This is a genomic window from Actinosynnema sp. NPDC059335 (genome assembly GCF_042752395.1).
Taxonomy (GTDB): Bacteria; Actinomycetota; Actinomycetes; order Mycobacteriales; family Pseudonocardiaceae; genus Actinosynnema.
The window spans coordinates 1-19,327 of record NZ_JBHYXZ010000057.1 but is presented as its reverse complement, the minus strand read 5'-3'; the positions used below and the strand labels follow the sequence as shown (position 1 = coordinate 19,327).

The window sequence follows — 19,327 nt, the reverse complement described above, 5'->3', positions numbered from 1 at the left end:
TCGCGGGGGTTTGGGGGTTTCTGTGCGTGTGATAGTTGCTGTGTGGCGTGGGGCGTTCTTCTGCCGCGCCCGGGGTGGTGGTTCGTCTTGGGGGGGGGGCGGCTGGAGATCCAGCGCCTGCGCGGCGAGTCGGAGCGGCGGCTGGGCGACCGCTTCGACATCCGGGCGTTCCACGACGTCGTGCTGGGCGGCGGCCCGTTGCCGATGGCCGTGCTCGCCGACGTGGTGGAGGACTGGTGCGACTCAGTCCTCGGTCTTGACGGGCGCGGGGTCGTTGAGGACTGACCTGCGCCGGCTGTAGGCGAAGTAGACGATCAGGCCGATGGCGAACCACACCGCGAAGCGGAGCCAGGTCTCCGGCGCGAGGAATGTGATCAGCCACAGCGAGAACACCACGCCGATGATCGGCACGATCGGCATGCCGGGCGTCTTGAACGTGCGTGGCAGGTTCGGCTGCTTGTACCGCAGCACGATGACCGCGACGCAGACCACCACGAACGCCAGCAGGATGCCGATGTTGGTCAGCTCGGCGGCCTCGGCGATGGGCAGGAAGCCCGCGATGACGGCGGACGCGATGCCGAGCACCCACGTGGTGCGCGTCGGCACGTGCTTGACGGGGTGGGTCTTGGCGAACCACTTCGGCAGCAGCCCGTCGCGCGACATCGAGTAGCCGACCCGCGCCGCGCCCATGAGGAAGGTGAACAGCACGGTCGTGATGCCCAGCACCGCGCCGACGGAGATGACGATGCCCAGGGCGGGCAGGCCGATGTCGGCGAACGCGGAGGCGAACGCGCTCTCCGAGTCCACGTCCTTGTAGTTGACCATGCCGGTGAGCACGAGGCACGCCAGCACGTACAGCACCATCGAGATGGCCAGCGAGTAGATGATCGCCTTCGGCATGTGCCGCTGGGAGTCCTTGGACTCCTCGGCGGCCGTGCTCATCGCGTCGTAGCCGAACACCGCGAAGAACACGGTGGCCGCGCCGGTCAGCGCGCCGGAGACGCCGAACGGGAAGAACGGGTTGTAGTTGTCGGTGTTGATGTGGAACGCGCCGACCACGATGACCAGCAGCACCACGCCGACCTTCAGGTACACCAGGGTCGTCTCGAAGCGGGCCGCGTTCTTCATGCCCAGGTTGAGCACGAACGCGATCAGCAGGCACAGCAGCACGGCGAACAGGTTGACCTTGTAGCTGCCCGCCGCGACGCCCGTGCCCTCGGTGCCGGGCGCGCCGAGCATCCACACCGGCAGGTCGATGCCGAGCAGGTTCAGCAGCTCGTTGAAGTAGCCGCTGATGCCGATGGCGACCACGGCGACGATCGCGGTGTACTCCAGCAGCAGGTCCCAGCCGATGAACCAGCCGACGATCTCGCCGAGCACGGCGTAGCCGTAGGTGTAGGCCGAGCCGGCCCTGGGGATCAGGCCCGCGAACTCCGCGTAGGAGAACGCGGCGGCGGCGCTGGCGATGCCCGCGACCAGGAACGAGATGAGCACGGCCGGGCCCGCGGTCTGGTTCGCCACGGCGCCCGCCAGGGAGAAGATGCCGGCGCCGATGATGCCGCCGACGCCGATGGCGGTGAGCTGCCAGAGCCCGAGGGTCCGGGTCAGCGCCGTCTTCTCGTCACTGATCTGCTCGATCGGCTTGCGGCGGAAGACGCCGCTGCCCCGGCCGAATCCGTCCTGCACCGTCATTCGTCCAGCTCCCTCGGTGGAATTGGTGTGCGGCGAACCGTACGCCGGTCAACTGTCACCGGGTTTGTTCGATCGCACCATTCGGGGAACCGGATCTTGTGCGGATGGACGATTGAGCCGAGGGCGGCGGCGGTCGTCCTCAGCTCCGCGAGAAGACGATCTTGCCCGCGGTCTCGCCGTCGAGCATCGCGCGCATCCCCTCCTCGGCCCGCTCGAACGGCAGCTCGGCGCCGATCTGCGGGCGCAGGCCCGTCAGGTCGCAGAACGACAGCAGGTCGGCCAGCTCCTGCCGGGTGCCCATGGTCGAGCCCACCACCCGCAGTTGCAGGAAGAACAGCCGCGGCAGCTCGGCCGCCGACGCGTCACCGCTCGTCGCGCCGGAGATCACCAGGGTCCCGCCCGGCTTGAGCGCCTTCATCGAGTGCGACCAGGTGGCCTTGCCGACGGTCTCGAACACCGCGTCCACGCGTTCGGGCAGGCGCGCGCCGGACTCGAACGACCGGTGCGCGCCCAGGCTCTCGGCCAGCGCGCGCTTCTCCTCCGTGCGGCCGGTCACCCACACGCGGAAGCCCGCCGCGCGGCCCAACTGCACCAACGCGGTCGAGACGCCGCCGGACGCGCCCTGCACGAGCATCGTCTGGCCCGGCCGCAGGCCCGAGTTCACGAACAGCATCCGGTACGCGGTCAGCCACGCCGTGCCCATGCACGCCGCCTCGGCGAAGCTCAGCCCCGCGGGCTTGGGCAGCGCGTTGCGCTTCGGGACGACGACGTAGTCGGCGAACGTGCCCTGGTGCTTCTCGGTGAGCAGCGTGCGGCGCGGGTCCAGCGTCTCGTCGCCCGTCCAGTCCGGGTCGCCGATCACGGAGTGCAGCACGACCTCGGTGCCGTCCTCCAGCACGCCCGCGCCGTCGCAGCCCAGGATCATCGGGAACTGGTCCGGCTTGATCCCCACCCCCCGCAGGGTCCACAGGTCGTGCATGTTCAGGCTGGCCGCCCGCACGGCCACCTTCACCCACCCGGCGGGGACTTCGGGGTCCGGCCGCTCGCCCACGCGCAGGGCGGCGATCGGGTCTTCGGGGCTCGGCTCGGCTGCGTAGACGGCGAACATGCGGGCAACTTACCGAGTGGTAGCGATCCGTGTGCGGTGAAGCACGTCACGGGACTAGGCTCGGTGGCGTGGTGGACGCGTTCGAGCAGTGGTGGGACGGGGTCGAGCTGTGGTTGGCGCAGCTCGCGTTCCCGTTCCAGTTCGGACTGCTCATGTGCGTGCTGCTGCCGTTGTGCCTGGGCGCGGCCCGGCTCATCGACCGGGTGGTGGACAACGCGTCGACCAGGTTCAACCCGGTGCCGAAGGTCGACCGGGCCGGTGACGGGCCGCAACCCCCGGCGGTGGACGCGAGCGGTCCTTCGTAGGCTCTGGGACCGTGACTCCCGCCCGGCGGCTCTCCGTCGCACTGATCGGCCTGATCGCGCTCGTCGTGGTCGGCTACTTCGCCAAGGACCTCACCGGCTCCTCGGGTCCCGCGCCGGCCTCGGTCGCGGCCTCCGGGGTGCCCGGCGCGGACTCGGGGCTGCCGGTCGAGGCGCTGTCGCGGCTGCCCGAGCAGGTGCGGGCCACCTGGGAGCTGATCGGGCGCGGCGGGCCGTTCCCGTACCCGCGCAACGACGGCACGACGTTCCAGAACCGGGAGAAGCGGCTGCCCGCCAAGCCGGCGGACTACTACCGGGAGTACACGGTGCCGACGCCGGGCAGCGACGACCGCGGCGCGCGGCGGCTCGTGACCGGGTCGTCCGACGAGGTGTACTACACGCCCGACCACTACGGGTCGTTCGTCGTCGTGGATGTGAGGAAATGACCTACCGCCACGTCGTGCGCCGGGGCGCGCGCTCGAAGCAGGCCGCCATCGCGGCGATCGCGGACGCGTTGAGCTTCCCCGCCTGGTTCGGGCACAACCTCGACGCGCTGCACGACTGCCTGACCGACCTGTCGTGGCTGCCCGAGGGCGAGCACGTGCTGGAGTGGGAAGGCGGGAACGCCGAGGTGGAGGCCGTGCTGGCGGACGCGGTGGCGCGCACGGCCGAGCTGGGCGACCGGGTGCTGACCGTCGTCTACACCGACTAGTCCCGTCCCGTCCCGTCCGGTCTGGTTTGGTCCGGTCTTCGTCGGAGGGGTTCGCCCGGCTCGGCCGCGCGTGCGGGGCGTCAGTCGTCGGTCGGCACCCACGACGGCTTGCGCTTGCCCACGAACGCGGCGATGCCCTCCTGGCCCTCGGGGCCGCCGAAGTGCCGGGCGGACAGGGCCAGCATGTCGGCGAACACCTCGTCCAGGTCGTTCGACCGGGGTTCCCGGAGCATCCGCTTGGTCGCGGCCAGGGCGTTGGGCGCGCCCAGCGCCAGCATGTCGGTGTAGCGGGTGACCTCGGCGTCCAGGTCGTCGGCCGGCACCGCGGCGTTGATCAGGCCGATGGCCACGGCCTTCGGCGCGGCGAACGTCTCGCCGGTGAGGAACAGCTCGTGCGCGGCGCGCGGCAGCAGGCGCGGCAGCACGGTCACCGAGATGACGGCCGGCACGACGCCGATGCGCACCTCGCTGAACGCGAACGTGGCCGTGTCCACCGCCACCGCGATGTCGCAGGCCGCGACCAGGCCGACGCCGCCCGCGCGGGCCGGGCCGTTCAAGCGGGCGACGACCGGCTTCGGGCTGGTCCAGAGCTGTCGCAGGATCGCGGGGAACTCGTTGACGCCCTGCTGGTCGGCGCTCGCGCCGCCCGCTTCCTTCAGGTCCATGCCGGAGCAGAACACCGGTCCGGTGTGGCTCAGCACGATCACCCGCACGGCGTCGTCGGCCGTGGCGGTCTCCAGGTGCGCGGTCAGCTCGGCGCGCAGCCGGGCGGACAGGGCGTTGCGGTTGTGAGGTGAGTCCAGCGTGATCGTCGCGATGCCACGCCGCACCTCGTAGTGGACCAGCTCGTCTGCCATGGGCGGCACTCTAACGGTGCGGCGTTGGTTGACAGTGTGCTGTCAAGATGACAGGATGCTGTCATGACAACGAAGACGGTCCACCTCGCCCTCTACGACACGCTGGCCGACTGGGAGTTCGGGCACGCGGTGGCGCAGATCAACACGCCGCAGTTCCAGAAGGCGCCGGGCCTGTACCGGGTGCGGACCGTCGGGGCGACGCTCGACCCCGTCACGTCCATCGGCGGGCTGCGCATCACGCCGGACCTGGCGCTGGAGGACATCGACCCGGCGGACAGCGCGATGCTGATCCTGCCCGGCGCGGACACCTGGGAGAGCGGCGCCAACGCGGCGTTCGCGAAGGCGGCTCGGCGGTGGCTGGACGCCGGCGTGCCGGTGGCGGCGATCTGCGGCGCGACGATCGGCCTGGCGGCGGAAGGGCTGCTGAACGACCGGCCGCACGGCGGGAACGTGGTGCAGCAGTTGGAGGCCGTGCCCGGGTACACCGGGTCGTCGCTGTTCAGCGCGGAGCGCGCGGTGCGGTCGGGTGGGTTGATCACGGCCGGCGCGGCGTCGTCGTTGGAGTTCGCGCGGGAGATCTTCGCCGAGTTGGACCTGTACGAGCCGGCCGTGCTGGAGGCGTGGTACGGGCTGTACCGGACGGGGGACCCGGAGTGGTTCGGCAAGCTGGTGCAGGCGGTGTCGTGAGCGGGGGTGTCGTGGGGGCCGCCGTGAGCGGGGACGCGGTGAGCGGGGAGGTCGAGCCCCGGACGGAGGCCGGGGACGTGCTGACCGAGGTCATCATGCGCACGTTCCGGTTGTACGGCGGGTTCCTGGAGGCGGCGGAGGTGATGACGAAGCCGGTCGGGTTGACGGCTGCCTGGTGGCAGGTGCTCGGCGCGGTCCTGCGGCAGCCGTTGCCGGTGTCGGGCATCGCCCGGGAGATGAGCCTGACCCGGCAGAGCGTGCAGCGCATCGCGGATCTGCTGGTGGAGAAGGGGTTGGCCGAGTACCTGCCCAACCCGGCGCACAAGCGCGCGAAGCTGTTCCGGCCCACGGGGGCGGGGTACGAGGCGGTGTCGCGGTTGGCGCGGGCGCAGCACGCGTTCACCAACCGCATCTCGCGTCAGGTGGACCTCGATGACCTGCGCACGACGCTGAAGGTGATGGAACGGTTGGTGGAGGCGTTGGACGCGGAGCCCGAAGATCAAGAGCGGTGAAAAGCGTCCTCGCCGGACGGGCAGATCAGCAGGATGGACAACCCCGCCTGGATGTCCCGTTGGGTTGTGGGTCCGGGGTTCGTGTCATCCCGCCGACCTCCCGGAGGGCTACCACACGCGTCAAGGGGGCGACATCAGCGCACGAACGGGCAAGACGTGCACAGCGCCCCCTTGACACGTGCGGTAGGGCTGCGCCAGGTCGGCGGGATGACACGAAGCCCTCCTCTTGTGGAGGAAGGCCGGCACGGACGCGTAACGGGGCCGGTGAGCCGCTTTGTCGTGCGAGGGCTCTACATCCCGGAGGAGCGTGATGGTTTGTTGATCTGCCTGTTCGGGGAGGGCGCTTGTCAGCGTTTCCACAACCCCGACCCGATCAAGCGCTCTCCGCCCACCGACCACTCAACGCCGCGTCGTACCGGTGCAGGATCAGCTCCGCCACCTCCGGGTCCGGTCCCAACGGGGGCGCGATGATCGCGCCCTCGCCCGCCAACCGCGTCACGCGGTCCGGCAGGAAGCCCGGAGCCAGGAACCACGACGCCACGGCGATCCGCCGGGCGCCCCGCGCCCGCAACCGCGCGACCGCCGTCGGCACGTCGGGCTGGGCGGAGGCGGCGAAGGCGGGTTCCACGCCGGCCCACCCGGCGCCGGCGGCCCACCGCGCGGCGATCGAGGACACCAGCGCGTTGGCCGGGGCGTGCGACGACCCGGCGCCGGCCAGGACCACGCCCAGCGTGCGGTCGCGGGACCGCACGCCCACCGACGCCAGCCGGCGCAGGGCGGCGGACTCCAGGCGGGGATCGGGGCCGAGGACGTCGGCGATCGCCACGTCCATGCCGGGCAGGCGGGCGTCCGCCACGGCGCCCGGCACGTCGACGCGCGCGTGGTAGGCCTTCCCCAGCAACAGCGGCACGACGACGGCCGAGCGGTGGCCGTCCGCGTGCGCCCCGCGCAGCACGTCGCCCAGCAGGGGCACCGAGAGGTCGAGGAACGAGCCGCGCACGTCCAGCGACGGGGCCAGCGCCCGCACGACGTCCAACAACTGGTGCACCACGGCCGCCGACCGGGGGTCCCGACTGCCGTGCGCCACGGCCACCAACGCGGTCACAGGGCACCCGTCAATCCGCGCGCACGCAGCACGATCCGCTCCAACGGTCGGAACACCAGCAGTTCGATCCCGACGCCGACCAGCAGGATCAGGAAGATCGCCGCGATCACCACCGAGATGTCGTTCAACGCCGAGCCGTTGTGCAGGTACTGGCCCAGCCCCTCGCCGAGCTGCGGCGACGTGGCGATGATCTCCGCCGCCATCAACGAGCGCCACGAGAACGCCCAGCCCTGCTTCAGCCCGGCCAGGTAGCCCGGCAGGGCGGCGGGCAGCAGGATGTGCCGGGCCGCGGCCAGCCGGGTCGCGCCCAGGGCCTGACCGACCCGCGGCAGCAGCGGCGGGATCTGGTCGATGCCCGACACCAGGCCGTTGGCGATCGACGGCACCGAGCCCATCAGCACGACGAAGTAGATGGTCGCGGGCGTCGCGCCGAACCAGAGGATGCCCGCCGGCACCCACGCGACCGACGGCAGCGACTGCAGGCCGGTCAGCAACGACCCGATGGCCGCGCGCACCACCCGCACCTTGGCGATCAGCAGCCCCAACGGGGTGGCGATCACCACGGCGGTGAGGAAGCCGAGCACGGCGCGGCTGACCGAGGTCCACAGCACCTCGAACGCCCGGCCGGTCCGCACCGCCTCGACCACCGCGGCCCACACCGTCCCGGGCGCGGGCAGCTGGTACTCCGGCCAGAACGCGAGCGCCCACAACGCCTGCCACACGCCCAGGAGCAGGGCGAACGCGATCAGCGGCGGCACGGCGGTGCGGAGGAACCGCCTGCCGAACGACGCCCGCCGCTCCGACGGGGGCGCGTCCAGCGCGTCGAGGCCCGCGCCGACCGCCGCGAGGTCCGGGTCAAGCCGCTGCATGACCGCTGATCATCTCGCGCAGGTGGGTGGTGATGTCGTCGATGAGCGCCGGCTCGTCGTGGTCCGCGGTGGACCACTCGCGCACCACGCGGCCGGGCCGGGAGGACAGCAGCACGACCCGCTGACCCAGCCGCACGGCCTCGCGCACGTCGTGCGTGACGAACACGATCGCCGTCGAGGTCTCCCGCCACACCCGCACCAGCTCGGCCTGGAGCACGTCGCGGGTGATGGCGTCGAGCGCGGCGAACGGCTCGTCCATCAGCAGCAGGCCGGGAGTGCCGTCCCCGGCGCTGCCCAGCGTGGACGCCAGGGCGCGGGCCAGCGCCACGCGCTGCCGCATGCCGCCGGACAGCTCGTGCGGGCGCTTGTGGCCCGCGCCGACGAGCCGCACCAGCGACAGCAGCTCGCCGGCCTTCGCCCGCCGCGCGCCGCGCTTGACGCCCGCGAGCCGCAGCGGCAGCTCGACGTTGCGCGCCGCGGTCAGCCACGGCATCAGCGCGGCCTCCTGGAACATCACGGCGGGCCGCGACGTGGTCAGCTCGATGTGGCCGGACGTCGGCTCGTCCAGCCCGGCGACCAGGTTCAGCAGGGTGGACTTGCCGCAGCCGGACGCGCCGAGCAGGCACACGAACTCGCCGGGGGCGACCGAGAGGTCGACGCCGTCGAGCGCGACGACGCCGTTGGCGCCGTGGCCGAAGACCTTCCGGACCCCGGACAGGGTCACCGCGGCGTCCGAGCGGGACACCGCCGGCGGGTTCTCAAGCGTGGCGGTCATGGCGTGCCTGCCTTCCTCGAGTCACTTGCGGTCCAGCCCGGCGGCGTCCACGGTCGGCTCGCCCGCCGCCGAGAGCACCTCGTTGAGCAGCGTGAAGTCGGCGAGGCCGGCCACGTTCGCGGCCTTCTTCGCCACACCCGCGGTCACCGCGTCCTGCGCCAGCCGCAGGAAGCTCCCGGCCCGCGGGTCGAGGGTCAGCTCGATGTGGTCGAACGCCCGGTCGAGCACCGGGCCGGCCAGCGCCTTGCCGGTGAGCCGGGCCAGCGCGTCGTTGACGACCTGCTTGGCCTCGGCCTCGTGGTCCCGCGCGAACCGGGTGGCGGCGAGGTGGCCGCGCAGCAGCGCCTCGACCGTGGCCGGGTGCTCCTTGAGGAACCTCGTCCGCACCAGGACCACCGTGGTGGGGAACCGGCCCCCGTCCCACAGCGACGCCTCGTCGAGCAGCACCTTCGCGCCCGCCTCCAGCACCAGCCGCGACGACCACGGCTCGGGCGCCCAGGCCCCGTCGACGTCGCCGCGCTGGAACAGGTCGAGCGACTGGGCGTTCTCGACGTTGGTCACCTGCGTGTCGAGCCGTTCGCCCGCCAGCCACTTCTTCAGCGCCACGTCCTGCGTGTTGCCGAGCTGCGGCGCGGTGAGCACCTTGCCGCGCAGGTCGGCGGGCGTGGTCACGTCCGGCCTGACCACGAGCTGCGCCCCGCCCGAGGTCGCGCCGGCGACCAGCCGGACCGCCTGCCCGTCGGACTTGGCGTAGGCGTTGACGGCCGGGCCGGACCCGATGAACGACACGTCCAGCGAGCCGCCGAGCAGCGCGTTCACCGCCGCCGGACCGGCGTTGAAGGTCTGGGTGGTGAGCCTGGTGCCGCCCAGCTCCCGGGCGAAGAACCCCCGGTCGACGCCGATCAGCGCGGCGGCGTGGGTGACGTTGGGGAAGTAGCCCAGGCGGACCTGCGCCGCCGCGCCCAGGTCGCGGGCGTCGGCGGCGGAGTCGCCGCGGTCGATCCGGGAACACCCGGCGAGCACCACCAGCGCCGTCAGCGCTGCCAGCGTCCTGGTGAGGCGGCGTCCCGGGCCCATGGTCGCGCGACCTCTCACGGACCGGGGGAGACGAGGGCGTGGCTGTCCGGCTCGGCGGTGTCGCCGTCCGCGTCGTCCACGCCGTCCACCTCGGGCAGCGGGGCGCCCACGAGCCCGGCGGCCAGCGTGCTGCCGTCGCCCGCGTCGATCACCAGGAACGCGCCCGTGCGGCGGTCCTCCGCGTAGTCGTCCACCGGGATCGGCTCGGCGGTGCGCAGCGCGACCTGGCCGATCTCGTTGAGCGACAGGGACCCGGGCGCGTCGGTGGTGGCGAGCCGCTGCTCGTCGAACCGGGTGCGCAGCTCGGTCACGATCGCCTGCACGGTCCGGGTGCCGGTCTTGACCAGCACCCGCGCGCCGGGCGTGAGCGCCTTCTCCGACAGCCAGCACACGGTGGCGTCGAACTCGTCGGTCACCCTCGGCGGCCGGGTCGCGCCGGCGATCAGGTCGCCGCGCGCGATGTCCAGGTCGTGCGCCAGCAGCAGGGTCACCGACTGGCCCGCGGCGGCCTCCTCCAGCGGGCCGTCGGCGGTGTCGATGCCCGTCACGGTGGAGCGCAGCCCGCCGGGCAGCACGACGACCTCGTCGCCGACCCGCACGGTGCCCGCCGAGACCTGGCCCGCGTAGCCGCGGTAGTCCGGGTGCTCCGGGGTGCGCGGCCGGATCACGTACTGCACCGGGAAGCGGAGCGGCGCGTCCCGGGGATCGGACTCGACCGGCACCGACTCCAGGTGCTCCAGCAGCGTGGGGCCGTCGTACCAGGGCGTGCGCGTGGAGCGCTCCACCACGTTGTCGCCCGCCAGCGCCGACACCGGGATCTCCACCACGGCGTCCTCGTCGTACCCGAGGGCCGTGGCGTGGGCGGTGAACTCCTTGGCGATGCGGGTGAACGTCAGCTCGTCGAAGTCCACCAGGTCGATCTTGTTGACCGCGAGCACCAGGCGCGGCACGCCGAGCAGCGCCAGCACGGCCGCGTGCCGGCGGGTCTGCTCGATGACGCCCTTGCGCGCGTCGACCAGCAGCACGCCGAGCTGCGCGGTGGACGCGCCGGTCACCGTGTTGCGGGTGTACTGCACGTGACCGGGGGTGTCGGCCAGCACGAACGAGCGCTTCGGCGTGGCGAAGTAGCGGTAGGCCACGTCGATGGTGATGCCCTGCTCGCGCTCCGAGCGCAGGCCGTCCACCAGGAGCGACAGGTCGGGGGTGGTCAGGCCGCGGTCGGCGCTGGCGCGGTGCACCGCGTCGAGCGTGTCCGCGAGGACCGACTTGGTGTCGTACAGCAACCTGCCGACCAGCGTGGACTTGCCGTCGTCCACGCTGCCCGCCGTCGCCAACCTCAACAGGTCGCTCATCTAGAAGTAGCCCTCCCGCTTGCGGTCTTCCATGGCGGCCTCGGACAGCCGGTCGTCCGCGCGGGTCGCGCCGCGCTCGGTGAGCCTGCTGGCCGCCACCTCGGCGATGACGGCGTCGATGTCGGCGGCGTCGGACTCGACCGCGCCGGTGCACGACCCGTCGCCGACGGTCCGGTAGCGGACGGTCTTCTCGACCAGCTCCTCGCCCTCGCGCGGGCCGCCCCACGGGCCTTCCGCGAGCCACATCCCGTCGCGCAGGTACACCTCGCGCCGGTGGGCGTAGTAGATCGACGGCAGCTCGATGCCCTCGCGGGCGATGTAGCGCCACACGTCCAGCTCGGTCCAGTTGGACAGCGGGAACACCCGGACGTGCTCGCCGGGGCGGTGCCGGCCGTTGTAGAGGTTCCACAGCTCCGGGCGCTGCCGGCGCGGCTCCCACTGGCCGAAGGCGTTGCGCAGGCTGAAGATCCGCTCCTTGGCGCGGGCGCGCTCCTCGTCGCGCCGGCCGCCGCCGAACACCGCGTCGAACCGGTGCGTGGTGATCGCGTCCAGCAGCGGCACCGTCTGCAGCGGGTTGCGGGTGCCGTCGGGCCGCTCGGCCAGCCGGCCGTCGTCGATGTAGTCCTGCACCCGGGCGACTTCCAGCCGCAGCCCGTGCCGCGCCACGACCCGGTCGCGGAACTCGATGACCTCGTCGAAGTTGTGCCCGGTGTCCACGTGCAGCAGCGGGAACGGCACCGGCGCGGGCCAGAACGCCTTGACCGCCAGGTGCAGCAGCAGGGTGGAGTCCTTGCCGCCGGAGAACAGGATCACCGGCCGGTCGAACTCGCCCGCCACCTCGCGGAAGATGTGGATCGCCTCGGACTCCAGGCGGTCCAGCGTGTCGAGGACTGTCGCGGTGGTCATCCGTGCAACCCGCATTCGGTCTTGGCCAGGCCCGCCCACCGGCCGCTGCGCGGGTCGGACCCGGGCAGCGGCTTCGCGGTGCAGGGCGCGCAGCCGATGGAGGGGTAACCCGCCTGCACCAAGGGGTTCTCGAGGATGCCGTGGCGGGCGATGTAGGCGTTGAACTCGTCGTCGGACCAGGGCGCGATCGGGTTGACCTTGACCAGCCCGTTGCGCTCGTCCCACTGCACGATCGGCGTGTTCGCCCGGGTCGGCGCGTCCACGCGGCGCACGCCCGTGACCCACGCGTCGTAGTCCTTCAGGGTGCGCTGCAACGGGATGACCTTGCGCAGGTGGCAGCACCGGTTCGGGTCGGTCCGGTTGAGCGGGCCGAACTGCGCCTCCTGCTCGGCCACCGACTGCTCGGCCGCGGCGTTGACGATCCGCACGTCCGGGTAGACCAGGTCCACGGCGTCCCGCGTGCCGATGGTCTCGGCGAAGTGGTAGCCGGTCTCCAGGAACAGCACGTCCACGTCCGGCTTGACCTTGGTGGCCAGGTCGATCAGGACGGCGTCCTGCATGTTCGACGCGACGATCCAGCTCTCGCCGAACGTGCGGGCGGTCCACGCGAGCGCCTCCTCGGCACTGGCGTCCGCCAGCTCGACCGAAGCGGCCTCGGCGATCACCTTCAGTTCCTCGACCCTGGTGGGGGCGGTCATCGTTGCACCTCCTGAGGAAGGTTGAGACCAACGAACTTGACGGTGAACACGCGGCGGCAGGAGGCGCACAGCCACGAGTGGCCGGGCTCCTCCTGGGGACGGAGGTCCTCGTCGCCGCAGTACGGGCAGTAGAAGGGGGTGGCGCGCTCGCTCACTTCAGGTCGTCCTCGTCGGCGCGGGCGACCCACTGGGGGAAGCGCTCGTCCGGCTCCCGCTTGGCCACGAAGTTGCGCACCACGCGCTCCACGTAGTCCGACAGCTCGGCGGCCGTGACCTTGTGGCCGCGCAGCTTGCGGCCGAACCCGGCGTCCAGGCCCAGCCCGCCGCCCAGGTGCACCTGGAAGCCCTCGACCTGCCGGCCCTCGGCGTCGGTGACGATCTGCCCCTTCAGGCCGATGTCCGCGGTCTGGATCCGGGCGCAGGAGTTCGGGCAGCCGTTGATGTGCACCGAGATCGGCTCGGTGACGCCCGCCACGACGTCGGCGAGCCGGGACTCCAGCGCGGCCACCAGCTCGACCGCGCGGGCCTTGGTCTCGACGATCGCGAGCTTGCAGAACTCGATGCCGGTGCAGGCCATCACACCGCGCCGCCACGGCGACGGCTCGGTCTGCAGCCCGAGCTTCGCCAGGTCGGCCTGGAGGGTCTTGACCTCGCCCTCGGGCACGTCGAGCACGACCAGCTTCTGCTGCGGCGTGAGCCGCACCCGGCCCGAGCCCGCCCGCTCGGCCACCTTGGCCACCTCGACCAGCGTGGACCCGCTCACCCGGCCCGCGATCGGGGCCGCGCCGACGTAGTAGAGGCCGTCCTTCTGCCGGTGCACGCCGATGTGGTCGCGCGGCACGGCGGGGTTCTCCGGCGCGGGGCCGTCGATCATCCTGCGCTTGAGGTACTCGGTCTCCAGGACCTCCCGGAACTTCTCCGGGCCCCAGTCGGCGACCAGGAACTTGATCCGGGCCCGGTGCCGCAGGCGGCGGTAGCCGTAGTCGCGGAAGACGCTGACCACGCCCTCCCACACGTCCGGCACCTCGTCCACCGGCACCCACGCGCCCAGCCGCTTGCCGATCATCGGGTTGGTCGACAGGCCGCCGCCCACCCACACGTCGAAGCCCGGTCCGTGCTCGGGGTGCTCCACGCCGACGAACGCCACGTCGTGGATCTCGTGCGCCACGTCCGGCAGCCCGGAGATCGCGGTCTTGAACTTGCGCGGCAGGTTCGCGAACCGGGGGTCGCCGATGTAGCGGCGCAGCACCTCCTCGATCGCGGGCGTGCCGTCCACCACCTCGTCCGCGGCGATGCCCGCCACCGGCGAGCCGAGGATCACGCGCGGGCTGTCGCCGCACGCCTCCATCGTGGTCAGGCCGGCGTCCTCCAGCTTCTCCCAGATGGTCGGCACGTCCTCGATGCGGATCCAGTGGTACTGCACGTTCTGCCGGTCGGTGATGTCGGCCGTGTCGCGCGCGTAGGTCTGGGACAGCTCGCCGATCAGCGCGAGCTGCCGGGTGGTCAGCCGCCCGCCGTCGATGCGCACGCGCAGCATGAAGTACTCGTCGTCCAGCTCCTCCGGCTCCAGCGTGGCCGTGCGGCCGCCGTCGATGCCGGGCTTGCGCTGCGTGTAGAGCCCGTACCAGCGGAACCGGCCGCGCAGGTCGGCCGGGTCGATGGAGTCGAAGCCGCCGCGGGCGTAGATGTTCTCGATCCGCGACCGGACGTTGAGCGGGTTGTCGTCCTTCTTGCTCCGCTCGTTGGGGTTCAGCGGCTCGCGGTAGCCCAGCGCCCACTGCCCCTCACCTCGGCGCTGCTTGGGGCGCTGAGGCGTCGTCGTCGGGGGGACCATCCTCGTCCTCCGGGGTTTCGGGGCGCTGGTGCGCGTGCGAGTCCCGGTGGAGCCGTGGTGGGGGTCTCGTCAGCGCACCCGGCGCCGACGGGAACAAAAAGGCAGGCGCGGGTTATGCCGAGCGACGGCACATCGCGCTGGAGACACGACGGAAGTCGACGTGGCGGCGGACCACCAGGCGCACTCCGGTCGATGTCATGTCGGTCAGCGTGCCACGCGTCCACCCCGTGGTCCACCGCCATCCGCATCGTGGGACGGGGTTGCGCTGCTGGTAGATGGGACAATGGGGCCATGCCCTCCGCCCTGCCGACCGGCGACCCGGCGCCCCCCGACGGCTCGCTGCCCCCGTCCGCGCTCACCGGTCTCGGTGACCGCCCGTTCGGGGTCTACGTGCACGTGCCGTTCTGCGCGACCCGGTGCGGTTACTGCGACTTCAACACCTACACGGCCGGTGAGCTGGGCACATCCGCCTCCCCGGCGTCGTGGCTGGAGGGCCTGCGGCGCGAGTTGGACCTCGCGGCGACCGTGTTGGGGGTCGCACCGCCGGCGGAAACGGTGTTCGTCGGGGGTGGCACACCGTCACTGCTCGGCGCGGCCGGGCTCGCCGACGTGCTCGACGCGGTGCGCTCCTCGTTCGGCCTCGCGCCCGGCGCGGAGGTCACCACCGAGTCCAACCCGGAGTCCACCTCGCCCGATTTCTTCGCCGCGATCCGTGACGCTGGTTACACCCGGGTGTCGCTCGGCATGCAGTCGGCCGCCCGGCACGTGCTGGCCGTGCTCGACCGCGCGCACACCCCGGGCCGCCCGGTGGCCGCCGCCCGCGAGGCCCGCGCCGCCGGGTTCGAGCACGTGAACCTCGACCTGATCTACGGGACGCCGGGCGAGTCCGCCGACGACCTCCGCTCCTCGCTGGACGCCGTCCGCGAGGCCGGCGTGGACCACGTGTCCGCCTACGCGCTGATCGTGGAGGAGGGCACCGCGCTGGCCCGCCGGGTGCGCCGCGGCGAGCTGCCCATGCCCGACGACGACGTGCTCGCGGACAAGTACGAGCTGATCGACGCGGCCCTGACCGAACACGGCCTGCGCTGGTACGAGGTGTCGAACTGGGCCGCGTCGGCCGACGCCGCGTGCCGGCACAACCTGCTCTACTGGCAGGGCGCCGACTGGTGGGGCGCGGGCCCCGGCGCGCACAGCCACGTGGGCGGCGTGCGCTGGTGGAACGTCAAGCACCCGGCGAAGTACAGCGGGCTGCTCGCCTCCGGCCTCTCGCCCGCCGCGGGACGCGAGGTGCTCGACGAGGACGACCGCCGCGTCGAACGCGTGCTGCTGGAGCTGCGCCTGGCCACCGGCCTGCCCCTGGACGTGCTGGACGACGACGGCCGCGCCGAGGCCAAGATCGCCGCCGACGACGGCCTGCTCGACCCGGCCGCCCTGGACCGCGGCCGTTGCGTGCTCACCGACCGGGGCCGCCTGCTCGCCGACGCCGTGGTGCGCCGGCTGACGTGACGGCCGACACCCGGTGATCCGCGGCGCACCCGACCGCCGGGAACGCCGCCGTCACGCCCCCGGACGGGGTTGAGCGCACCGGACGCAACCGGGGTGAGCCGAAGCTCGGCGACTTTGTTTTCCGATCCGTGCCCCGACGTCCGTAAACTCAAGGTGAAGCAGGCAGGTACGCCCTGGAGGTGACGCGCGTGAACGCCGATGAGCGCCGGTTCGAAGTGCTGCGCGCGATCGTCGCCGACTACGTGTCGAACCAGGAGCCGGTCGGCTCCAAAGCCCTGGTGGAGCGGCACAACCTCGGCGTTTCGAGCGCGACCGTCCGCAACGACATGGCCTCCCTGGAGGAGGACGGGTACATCACCCAGCCCCACACCAGCGCCGGCCGCGTGCCCACCGACAAGGGCTACCGGCTGTTCGTGGACCGGCTCAGCGAGGTCAAGCCGCTGTCCACGCCCGAGCGCAAGGCCATCCAGAACTTCCTGGAGGGCGCCTACGACCTCGACGACGTGCTGCGCCGCAGCGTCCGCCTGCTGGCCCAGCTGACCCGCCAGGTCGCCGTCGTCCAGTACCCCACGCTCAGCCGCTCCACCGTCCGGCACATCGAGGTGCTCGCGATCACCCCGGCGCGCCTGATGCTGGTGCTGATCACCGACACCGGCCGGGTCGACCAGCGCTCGGTCGACCTCGGCGACGTGATCAGCGAGGACAACGTGGCCCGCATCCGGGCCATGCTCAACGGCGCGATGGTCGGCAAGCGCCTGTCCGACGCCTCCGCGGAGGTCGCCAAGCTGCCCGACGAGGCGCCGGGCGAGCTGCGCGACATCGTGCTGCGGGTGAGCACCGTGCTCATCGAGTCGCTGGTGGAGCACCCCGAGGAACGCCTGGTCCTGGGTGGCACGGCGAACCTCACCCGCAACGTGGCAGACTTCCCCGGTTCGCTGCGCCAGGTGCTCGAGGCGCTGGAGGAGCAGGTCGTGGTGCTCAAGCTGCTCGCCGCGGCCCGCGACCCCGGCCGGATCCTGGTGCACATCGGCGAGGAGAACGAAGCGGCCGAGATGCGCAGCACCTCGGTCGTGTCCATCGGCTACGGCAGCCGGGACAACCTGCTCGGCGGCATGGGCGTGGTCGGGCCGACCCGCATGGACTACCCCGGCACGATGGCGGCGGTGCGAGCGGTCGCCAACTACGTGGGTGAGATCTTGACCGGACGGTGACGGCGGGGGAACACCGCGGTCCCGAAGGACGTTCCGCAAGCGAGCGAGCGCGTGTCGAAGCGCGTTCGCAGGAGGAAACACGGTGGCGAGGGACTACTACGGCACGCTCGGGGTCGCCAAGAACGCGACTCCCGACGAGATCAAGCGCGCCTACCGCAAGCTCGCGCGGCAGCTGCACCCCGACGTCAACCCCAACGAGGAAGCGCGCTTCAAGGAGGTGACCGCCGCCTACGAGGTCCTGTCGGACCCGAAGAAGCGGCAGGTCGTCGACCTGGGCGGCGACCCGTTGGAGCCCGGCGGCGGTGGGATGCGCGGCGGCGGGGACCCGTTCGCGGGGTTCGGTCTCGGCGACATCATGGACGCGTTCTTCGGCGCGGGCGGCGGTGGCGGGCGCGGTCCGCGCAGCCGCGTGCAACCCGGCTCCGACGCCTTGATCCGGCTCTCGATGACGCTGGAGGAGTGCGCGGCCGGCGCGTCGCGCGAGCTGACCGTCGACACGGCCATCCTGTGCGACCGGTGCGTGGGCAGCGGCTGCGCCGAGGGCTCGTCCCCGGTGCGCTGCGACACGTGCGGCGGCCGGGGCGAGGTGCAGTCGGTGCAGCGCTCGTTCCTCGGCCAGGTCGTGACCGCGCGGCCGTGCCCGGTGTGCCGCGGCCTCGGCGAGGTCATCCCGGACCCGTGCCAGCAGTGCGCGGGCGAGGGCCGGGTCCGCTCCCGGCGGACCATCTCGGTGCAGATCCCGGCCGGCGTGGCCGAGGGCATGCGGGTGCGGCTCGCGGGCCAGGGCGAGGTCGGCCCCGGCGGCGGGCCGGCCGGCGACCTCTACGTCGAGGTCGAGGAGGTGCCGCACGAGGTCTTCGAGCGCGACGGCGCGAACCTGCACTGCTCGGTGCGCATCCCCATGACGACCGCCGCCCTGGGCGCGGTGCTGCCGCTGCAGACGCTGGACGGCGAGGAGGAGCTGGAGATCGAGCCCGGCACCCAGCCGAACACCGAGCTGGTGCTCACCGGGCGCGGCATGCCCCGGCTGCGGTCCAGCGGCCGCATCGACGGCCGCGGCGACCTGCACGTGCACCTGGAGGTCGTCACGCCGACCAAGCTGGACGCGCGCCAGGTCGAACTGCTGCGCGAGCTGGCCGTCGTGCGCGGCGAGGACGAGCCGACGCTCGCGCACAACGGCAAGGGCGGCGGCGGGCTGTTCTCGCGGCTGCGGTCCGGCCGCAACCACCGGTGACGCTGCCGGTCTTCCTGGTCGCCGCGCTGCCGCCCGGTGACGAGGCCGTCCTCGACGGCCCCGAGGGGCGGCACGCGGCCACCGTGCGCCGGTTGCGGGCGGGGGAGGAGCTGGTGCTCTCCGACGGCACGGGCGCGCAGGTGCGGTGCGTGGTCACCGAGGCCGTGAAGGACGCCCTGCGGCTGCGGGTCGTCGAGCGCTGGGTCGTGCCCGAGCCGTCCGTGCGCGTGGTCGTGGCGCAGGCGCTGGTGAAGGGCGACCGGGGCGAGCTGGCCGTGGAACTGGCCACCGAGGCGGGCGTGGACGGCGTCGTGCCGTGGCGCGCCTCGCGCTGCGTGACGAAGTGGGAGGACGGGCCGCGCGGCGCGAAGGCCCTCGAACGCTGGCGCAGCACCGCGCGCGAGGCGGCCAAGCAGGCCCGGCGGGCCCGCGTGCCGTCGGTCGCGGAACCCGTTTCGACGTCCGGACTCGCGCGGTTGGCGGCTTCCGCGGCGGCCACACTGGTTTTGCACGAATCCTCTTCGGCGGCGCTCGGATCGGTTCAGTTGCCCTCTTCGGGCGATGTGCTGCTCGTCGTCGGACCGGAAGGCGGCATCACCGACGAGGAATTGTCCGCGTTGACCGCGGCAGGCGCGCACGTCGTGCGACTCGGACCCACCGTTCTGCGGGCGTCGACCGCCGCCGCGGTCGCTTTGGGTGCGCTGGGTGTGCTGACCGATCGCTGGCGGTAATGGGCCTTGCTCCCTTCTGGCGAACACCTGACTCAGGGGTTACCCTCATGGCAGAGGGGCTGCATTCGCCTAGCCGCGATCAGCCGCTCCGACCGACTCGCCGGACACCTCCCCCCTCGGTCCGGCGCCGCCGCGTCGCGGTGGGACGACCCCCAGGTC

Annotated in this window: 21 protein-coding genes and 1 pseudogene; 10 read left to right on the top strand and 12 right to left on the bottom strand. The window is 72.4% G+C overall.

Going from position 1 to position 19,327, the window contains the following annotated elements; translation table 11 throughout:
• Positions 1-96: 96 nt before the first annotated feature.
• Positions 97-285 (top strand): annotated as a pseudogene (locus tag ACFXGA_RS19340) (DUF885 family protein); the annotation flags it as partial.
• Here ACFXGA_RS19340 and ACFXGA_RS19335 read toward each other — a convergent pair.
• Both ACFXGA_RS19335 and ACFXGA_RS19330 read right to left on the bottom strand, forming a co-directional pair.
• Positions 244-1,692 carry an amino acid permease gene (locus ACFXGA_RS19335; protein WP_378089684.1) on the bottom strand — a complete coding sequence of 483 codons (1,449 nt, stop codon included), beginning with the start codon at positions 1,690-1,692 and terminating at the stop codon, positions 244-246. The pseudogene ACFXGA_RS19340 and the gene ACFXGA_RS19335 sit on opposite strands and share 42 nt — an antisense overlap.
• Positions 1,693-1,831: 139 nt before the next feature.
• Positions 1,832-2,800, bottom strand: coding sequence for a zinc-binding alcohol dehydrogenase family protein (locus ACFXGA_RS19330; protein WP_378089682.1), 969 nt, complete (start codon positions 2,798-2,800; stop codon positions 1,832-1,834).
• A 68-nt stretch (positions 2,801-2,868) separates the two neighbouring features.
• On the opposite strand from ACFXGA_RS19330, the gene ACFXGA_RS19325 reads away from it, so the two are divergent.
• Genes ACFXGA_RS19325 through ACFXGA_RS19315 form a run of 3 tightly spaced genes read left to right on the top strand, consistent with a single transcriptional unit; the run spans position 2,869 to position 3,814 of the window.
• Positions 2,869-3,105 carry a hypothetical protein gene (locus tag ACFXGA_RS19325; protein WP_378089680.1) on the top strand — a complete coding sequence of 79 codons (237 nt, stop codon included), beginning with the start codon at positions 2,869-2,871 and terminating at the stop codon, positions 3,103-3,105.
• Positions 3,106-3,116: 11 nt separating this feature from the next.
• A complete protein-coding gene (locus tag ACFXGA_RS19320) occupies positions 3,117-3,548 on the top strand; it encodes a ribonuclease domain-containing protein (RefSeq protein WP_378089678.1) in 432 nt (143 codons plus the stop codon).
• Positions 3,545-3,814, top strand: a complete 270-nt coding sequence (locus ACFXGA_RS19315; protein ID WP_378089676.1) for a barstar family protein — start codon at positions 3,545-3,547, stop codon at positions 3,812-3,814. The genes ACFXGA_RS19320 and ACFXGA_RS19315 overlap by 4 nt, the downstream gene beginning before the upstream one ends.
• Before the next feature lie 80 nt (positions 3,815-3,894).
• Here ACFXGA_RS19315 and ACFXGA_RS19310 read toward each other — a convergent pair whose 3' ends face one another.
• Positions 3,895-4,671, bottom strand: a complete 777-nt coding sequence (locus ACFXGA_RS19310) for an enoyl-CoA hydratase family protein (RefSeq protein ID WP_378089674.1) — start codon at positions 4,669-4,671, stop codon at positions 3,895-3,897.
• A 63-nt stretch (positions 4,672-4,734) separates the two neighbouring features.
• Here ACFXGA_RS19310 and ACFXGA_RS19305 point away from each other — a divergent pair, with 63 nt between their 5' ends.
• Both ACFXGA_RS19305 and ACFXGA_RS19300 read left to right on the top strand, forming a co-directional pair.
• Positions 4,735-5,358 carry a DJ-1/PfpI family protein gene (locus ACFXGA_RS19305; RefSeq protein ID WP_378089672.1) on the top strand — a complete coding sequence of 208 codons (624 nt, stop codon included), beginning with the start codon at positions 4,735-4,737 and terminating at the stop codon, positions 5,356-5,358.
• A 23-nt stretch (positions 5,359-5,381) separates the two neighbouring features.
• Entirely contained in the window at positions 5,382-5,870 is a 489-nt protein-coding gene (locus tag ACFXGA_RS19300) for a MarR family winged helix-turn-helix transcriptional regulator (protein ID WP_378089670.1), read from the top strand.
• Between the two features lie 373 nt (positions 5,871-6,243).
• Here ACFXGA_RS19300 and ACFXGA_RS19295 read toward each other — a convergent pair whose 3' ends face one another.
• From ACFXGA_RS19295 to ACFXGA_RS19255, 9 genes are read right to left on the bottom strand one after another with little or no spacing between them, the layout of a single operon-like run.
• Entirely contained in the window at positions 6,244-6,975 is a 732-nt protein-coding gene (locus ACFXGA_RS19295; protein WP_378089669.1) for a sirohydrochlorin chelatase, read from the bottom strand.
• Positions 6,972-7,844, bottom strand: coding sequence for an ABC transporter permease (locus ACFXGA_RS19290; RefSeq protein ID WP_378089667.1), 873 nt, complete (start codon positions 7,842-7,844; stop codon positions 6,972-6,974). Before ACFXGA_RS19290 ends, ACFXGA_RS19295 begins: the two co-directional genes overlap by 4 nt.
• On the bottom strand, positions 7,831-8,619 hold the full coding sequence (locus ACFXGA_RS19285) for an ABC transporter ATP-binding protein (RefSeq protein ID WP_378089665.1): 789 nt from the start codon (positions 8,617-8,619) through the stop codon (positions 7,831-7,833). The genes ACFXGA_RS19290 and ACFXGA_RS19285 overlap by 14 nt, the downstream gene beginning before the upstream one ends.
• A gap of 21 nt (positions 8,620-8,640) precedes the next feature.
• Positions 8,641-9,696 (bottom strand): ABC transporter substrate-binding protein, encoded by a 1,056-nt coding sequence (locus tag ACFXGA_RS19280; RefSeq protein ID WP_378089663.1) that lies wholly within the window; start codon positions 9,694-9,696, stop codon positions 8,641-8,643.
• A 14-nt stretch (positions 9,697-9,710) separates the two neighbouring features.
• Positions 9,711-11,048, bottom strand: a complete 1,338-nt coding sequence (locus ACFXGA_RS19275) for a sulfate adenylyltransferase subunit 1 (protein WP_378089661.1) — start codon at positions 11,046-11,048, stop codon at positions 9,711-9,713.
• Entirely contained in the window at positions 11,049-11,954 is a 906-nt protein-coding gene (gene cysD, locus ACFXGA_RS19270; protein WP_378089659.1) for a sulfate adenylyltransferase subunit CysD, read from the bottom strand.
• Entirely contained in the window at positions 11,951-12,652 is a 702-nt protein-coding gene (locus ACFXGA_RS19265; RefSeq protein WP_378089657.1) for a phosphoadenylyl-sulfate reductase, read from the bottom strand. The genes cysD and ACFXGA_RS19265 overlap by 4 nt, the downstream gene beginning before the upstream one ends.
• Positions 12,649-12,807, bottom strand: coding sequence for an Insertion element protein (locus ACFXGA_RS19260; protein WP_123743578.1), 159 nt, complete (start codon positions 12,805-12,807; stop codon positions 12,649-12,651). Before ACFXGA_RS19260 ends, ACFXGA_RS19265 begins: the two co-directional genes overlap by 4 nt.
• Entirely contained in the window at positions 12,804-14,486 is a 1,683-nt protein-coding gene (locus tag ACFXGA_RS19255; protein WP_378089655.1) for a nitrite/sulfite reductase, read from the bottom strand. Before ACFXGA_RS19255 ends, ACFXGA_RS19260 begins: the two co-directional genes overlap by 4 nt.
• A 291-nt stretch (positions 14,487-14,777) precedes the next feature.
• Between ACFXGA_RS19255 and hemW the strand changes: the two genes are divergently transcribed.
• The 4 genes from hemW to ACFXGA_RS19235 all read left to right on the top strand — a co-directional run bounded on the left by hemW (position 14,778) and on the right by ACFXGA_RS19235 (position 19,168).
• On the top strand, positions 14,778-15,992 hold the full coding sequence (gene hemW, locus ACFXGA_RS19250) for a radical SAM family heme chaperone HemW (RefSeq protein ID WP_378089653.1): 1,215 nt from the start codon (positions 14,778-14,780) through the stop codon (positions 15,990-15,992).
• 188 nt (positions 15,993-16,180) lie between these two features.
• Positions 16,181-17,203 (top strand): heat-inducible transcriptional repressor HrcA, encoded by a 1,023-nt coding sequence (gene hrcA / locus ACFXGA_RS19245; RefSeq protein ID WP_378089651.1) that lies wholly within the window; start codon positions 16,181-16,183, stop codon positions 17,201-17,203.
• An 82-nt stretch (positions 17,204-17,285) separates the two neighbouring features.
• Positions 17,286-18,437, top strand: a complete 1,152-nt coding sequence (dnaJ, locus tag ACFXGA_RS19240) for a molecular chaperone DnaJ (protein WP_378089649.1) — start codon at positions 17,286-17,288, stop codon at positions 18,435-18,437.
• A complete protein-coding gene (locus ACFXGA_RS19235; RefSeq protein ID WP_378089647.1) occupies positions 18,434-19,168 on the top strand; it encodes a 16S rRNA (uracil(1498)-N(3))-methyltransferase in 735 nt (244 codons plus the stop codon). Before dnaJ ends, ACFXGA_RS19235 begins: the two co-directional genes overlap by 4 nt.
• The last annotated feature ends 159 nt before the right edge of the window (positions 19,169-19,327 follow it).

What these genes read in the sequence shown, in the direction of transcription:
- cysD (WP_378089659.1), bottom strand. Translation starts at nt 11,954, where the DNA reads ATGACCACCGCGACAGTCCTCGACACGCTGGACCGCCTGGAGTCCGAG.
- ACFXGA_RS19310 (WP_378089674.1), bottom strand. Translation starts at nt 4,671, where the DNA reads ATGGCAGACGAGCTGGTCCACTACGAGGTGCGGCGTGGCATCGCGACG.
- ACFXGA_RS19255 (WP_378089655.1), bottom strand. Translation starts at nt 14,486, where the DNA reads ATGGTCCCCCCGACGACGACGCCTCAGCGCCCCAAGCAGCGCCGAGGT.
- ACFXGA_RS19330 (WP_378089682.1), bottom strand. Translation starts at nt 2,800, where the DNA reads ATGTTCGCCGTCTACGCAGCCGAGCCGAGCCCCGAAGACCCGATCGCC.
- ACFXGA_RS19275 (WP_378089661.1), bottom strand. Translation starts at nt 11,048, where the DNA reads ATGAGCGACCTGTTGAGGTTGGCGACGGCGGGCAGCGTGGACGACGGC.
- ACFXGA_RS19280 (WP_378089663.1), bottom strand. Translation starts at nt 9,696, where the DNA reads ATGGGCCCGGGACGCCGCCTCACCAGGACGCTGGCAGCGCTGACGGCG.
- ACFXGA_RS19265 (WP_378089657.1), bottom strand. Translation starts at nt 12,652, where the DNA reads ATGACCGCCCCCACCAGGGTCGAGGAACTGAAGGTGATCGCCGAGGCC.
- hemW (WP_378089653.1), top strand. Translation starts at nt 14,778, where the DNA reads ATGCCCTCCGCCCTGCCGACCGGCGACCCGGCGCCCCCCGACGGCTCG.
- ACFXGA_RS19285 (WP_378089665.1), bottom strand. Translation starts at nt 8,619, where the DNA reads ATGACCGCCACGCTTGAGAACCCGCCGGCGGTGTCCCGCTCGGACGCC.
- ACFXGA_RS19315 (WP_378089676.1), top strand. Translation starts at nt 3,545, where the DNA reads ATGACCTACCGCCACGTCGTGCGCCGGGGCGCGCGCTCGAAGCAGGCC.
- ACFXGA_RS19305 (WP_378089672.1), top strand. Translation starts at nt 4,735, where the DNA reads ATGACAACGAAGACGGTCCACCTCGCCCTCTACGACACGCTGGCCGAC.
- ACFXGA_RS19335 (WP_378089684.1), bottom strand. Translation starts at nt 1,692, where the DNA reads ATGACGGTGCAGGACGGATTCGGCCGGGGCAGCGGCGTCTTCCGCCGC.
- ACFXGA_RS19290 (WP_378089667.1), bottom strand. Translation starts at nt 7,844, where the DNA reads ATGCAGCGGCTTGACCCGGACCTCGCGGCGGTCGGCGCGGGCCTCGAC.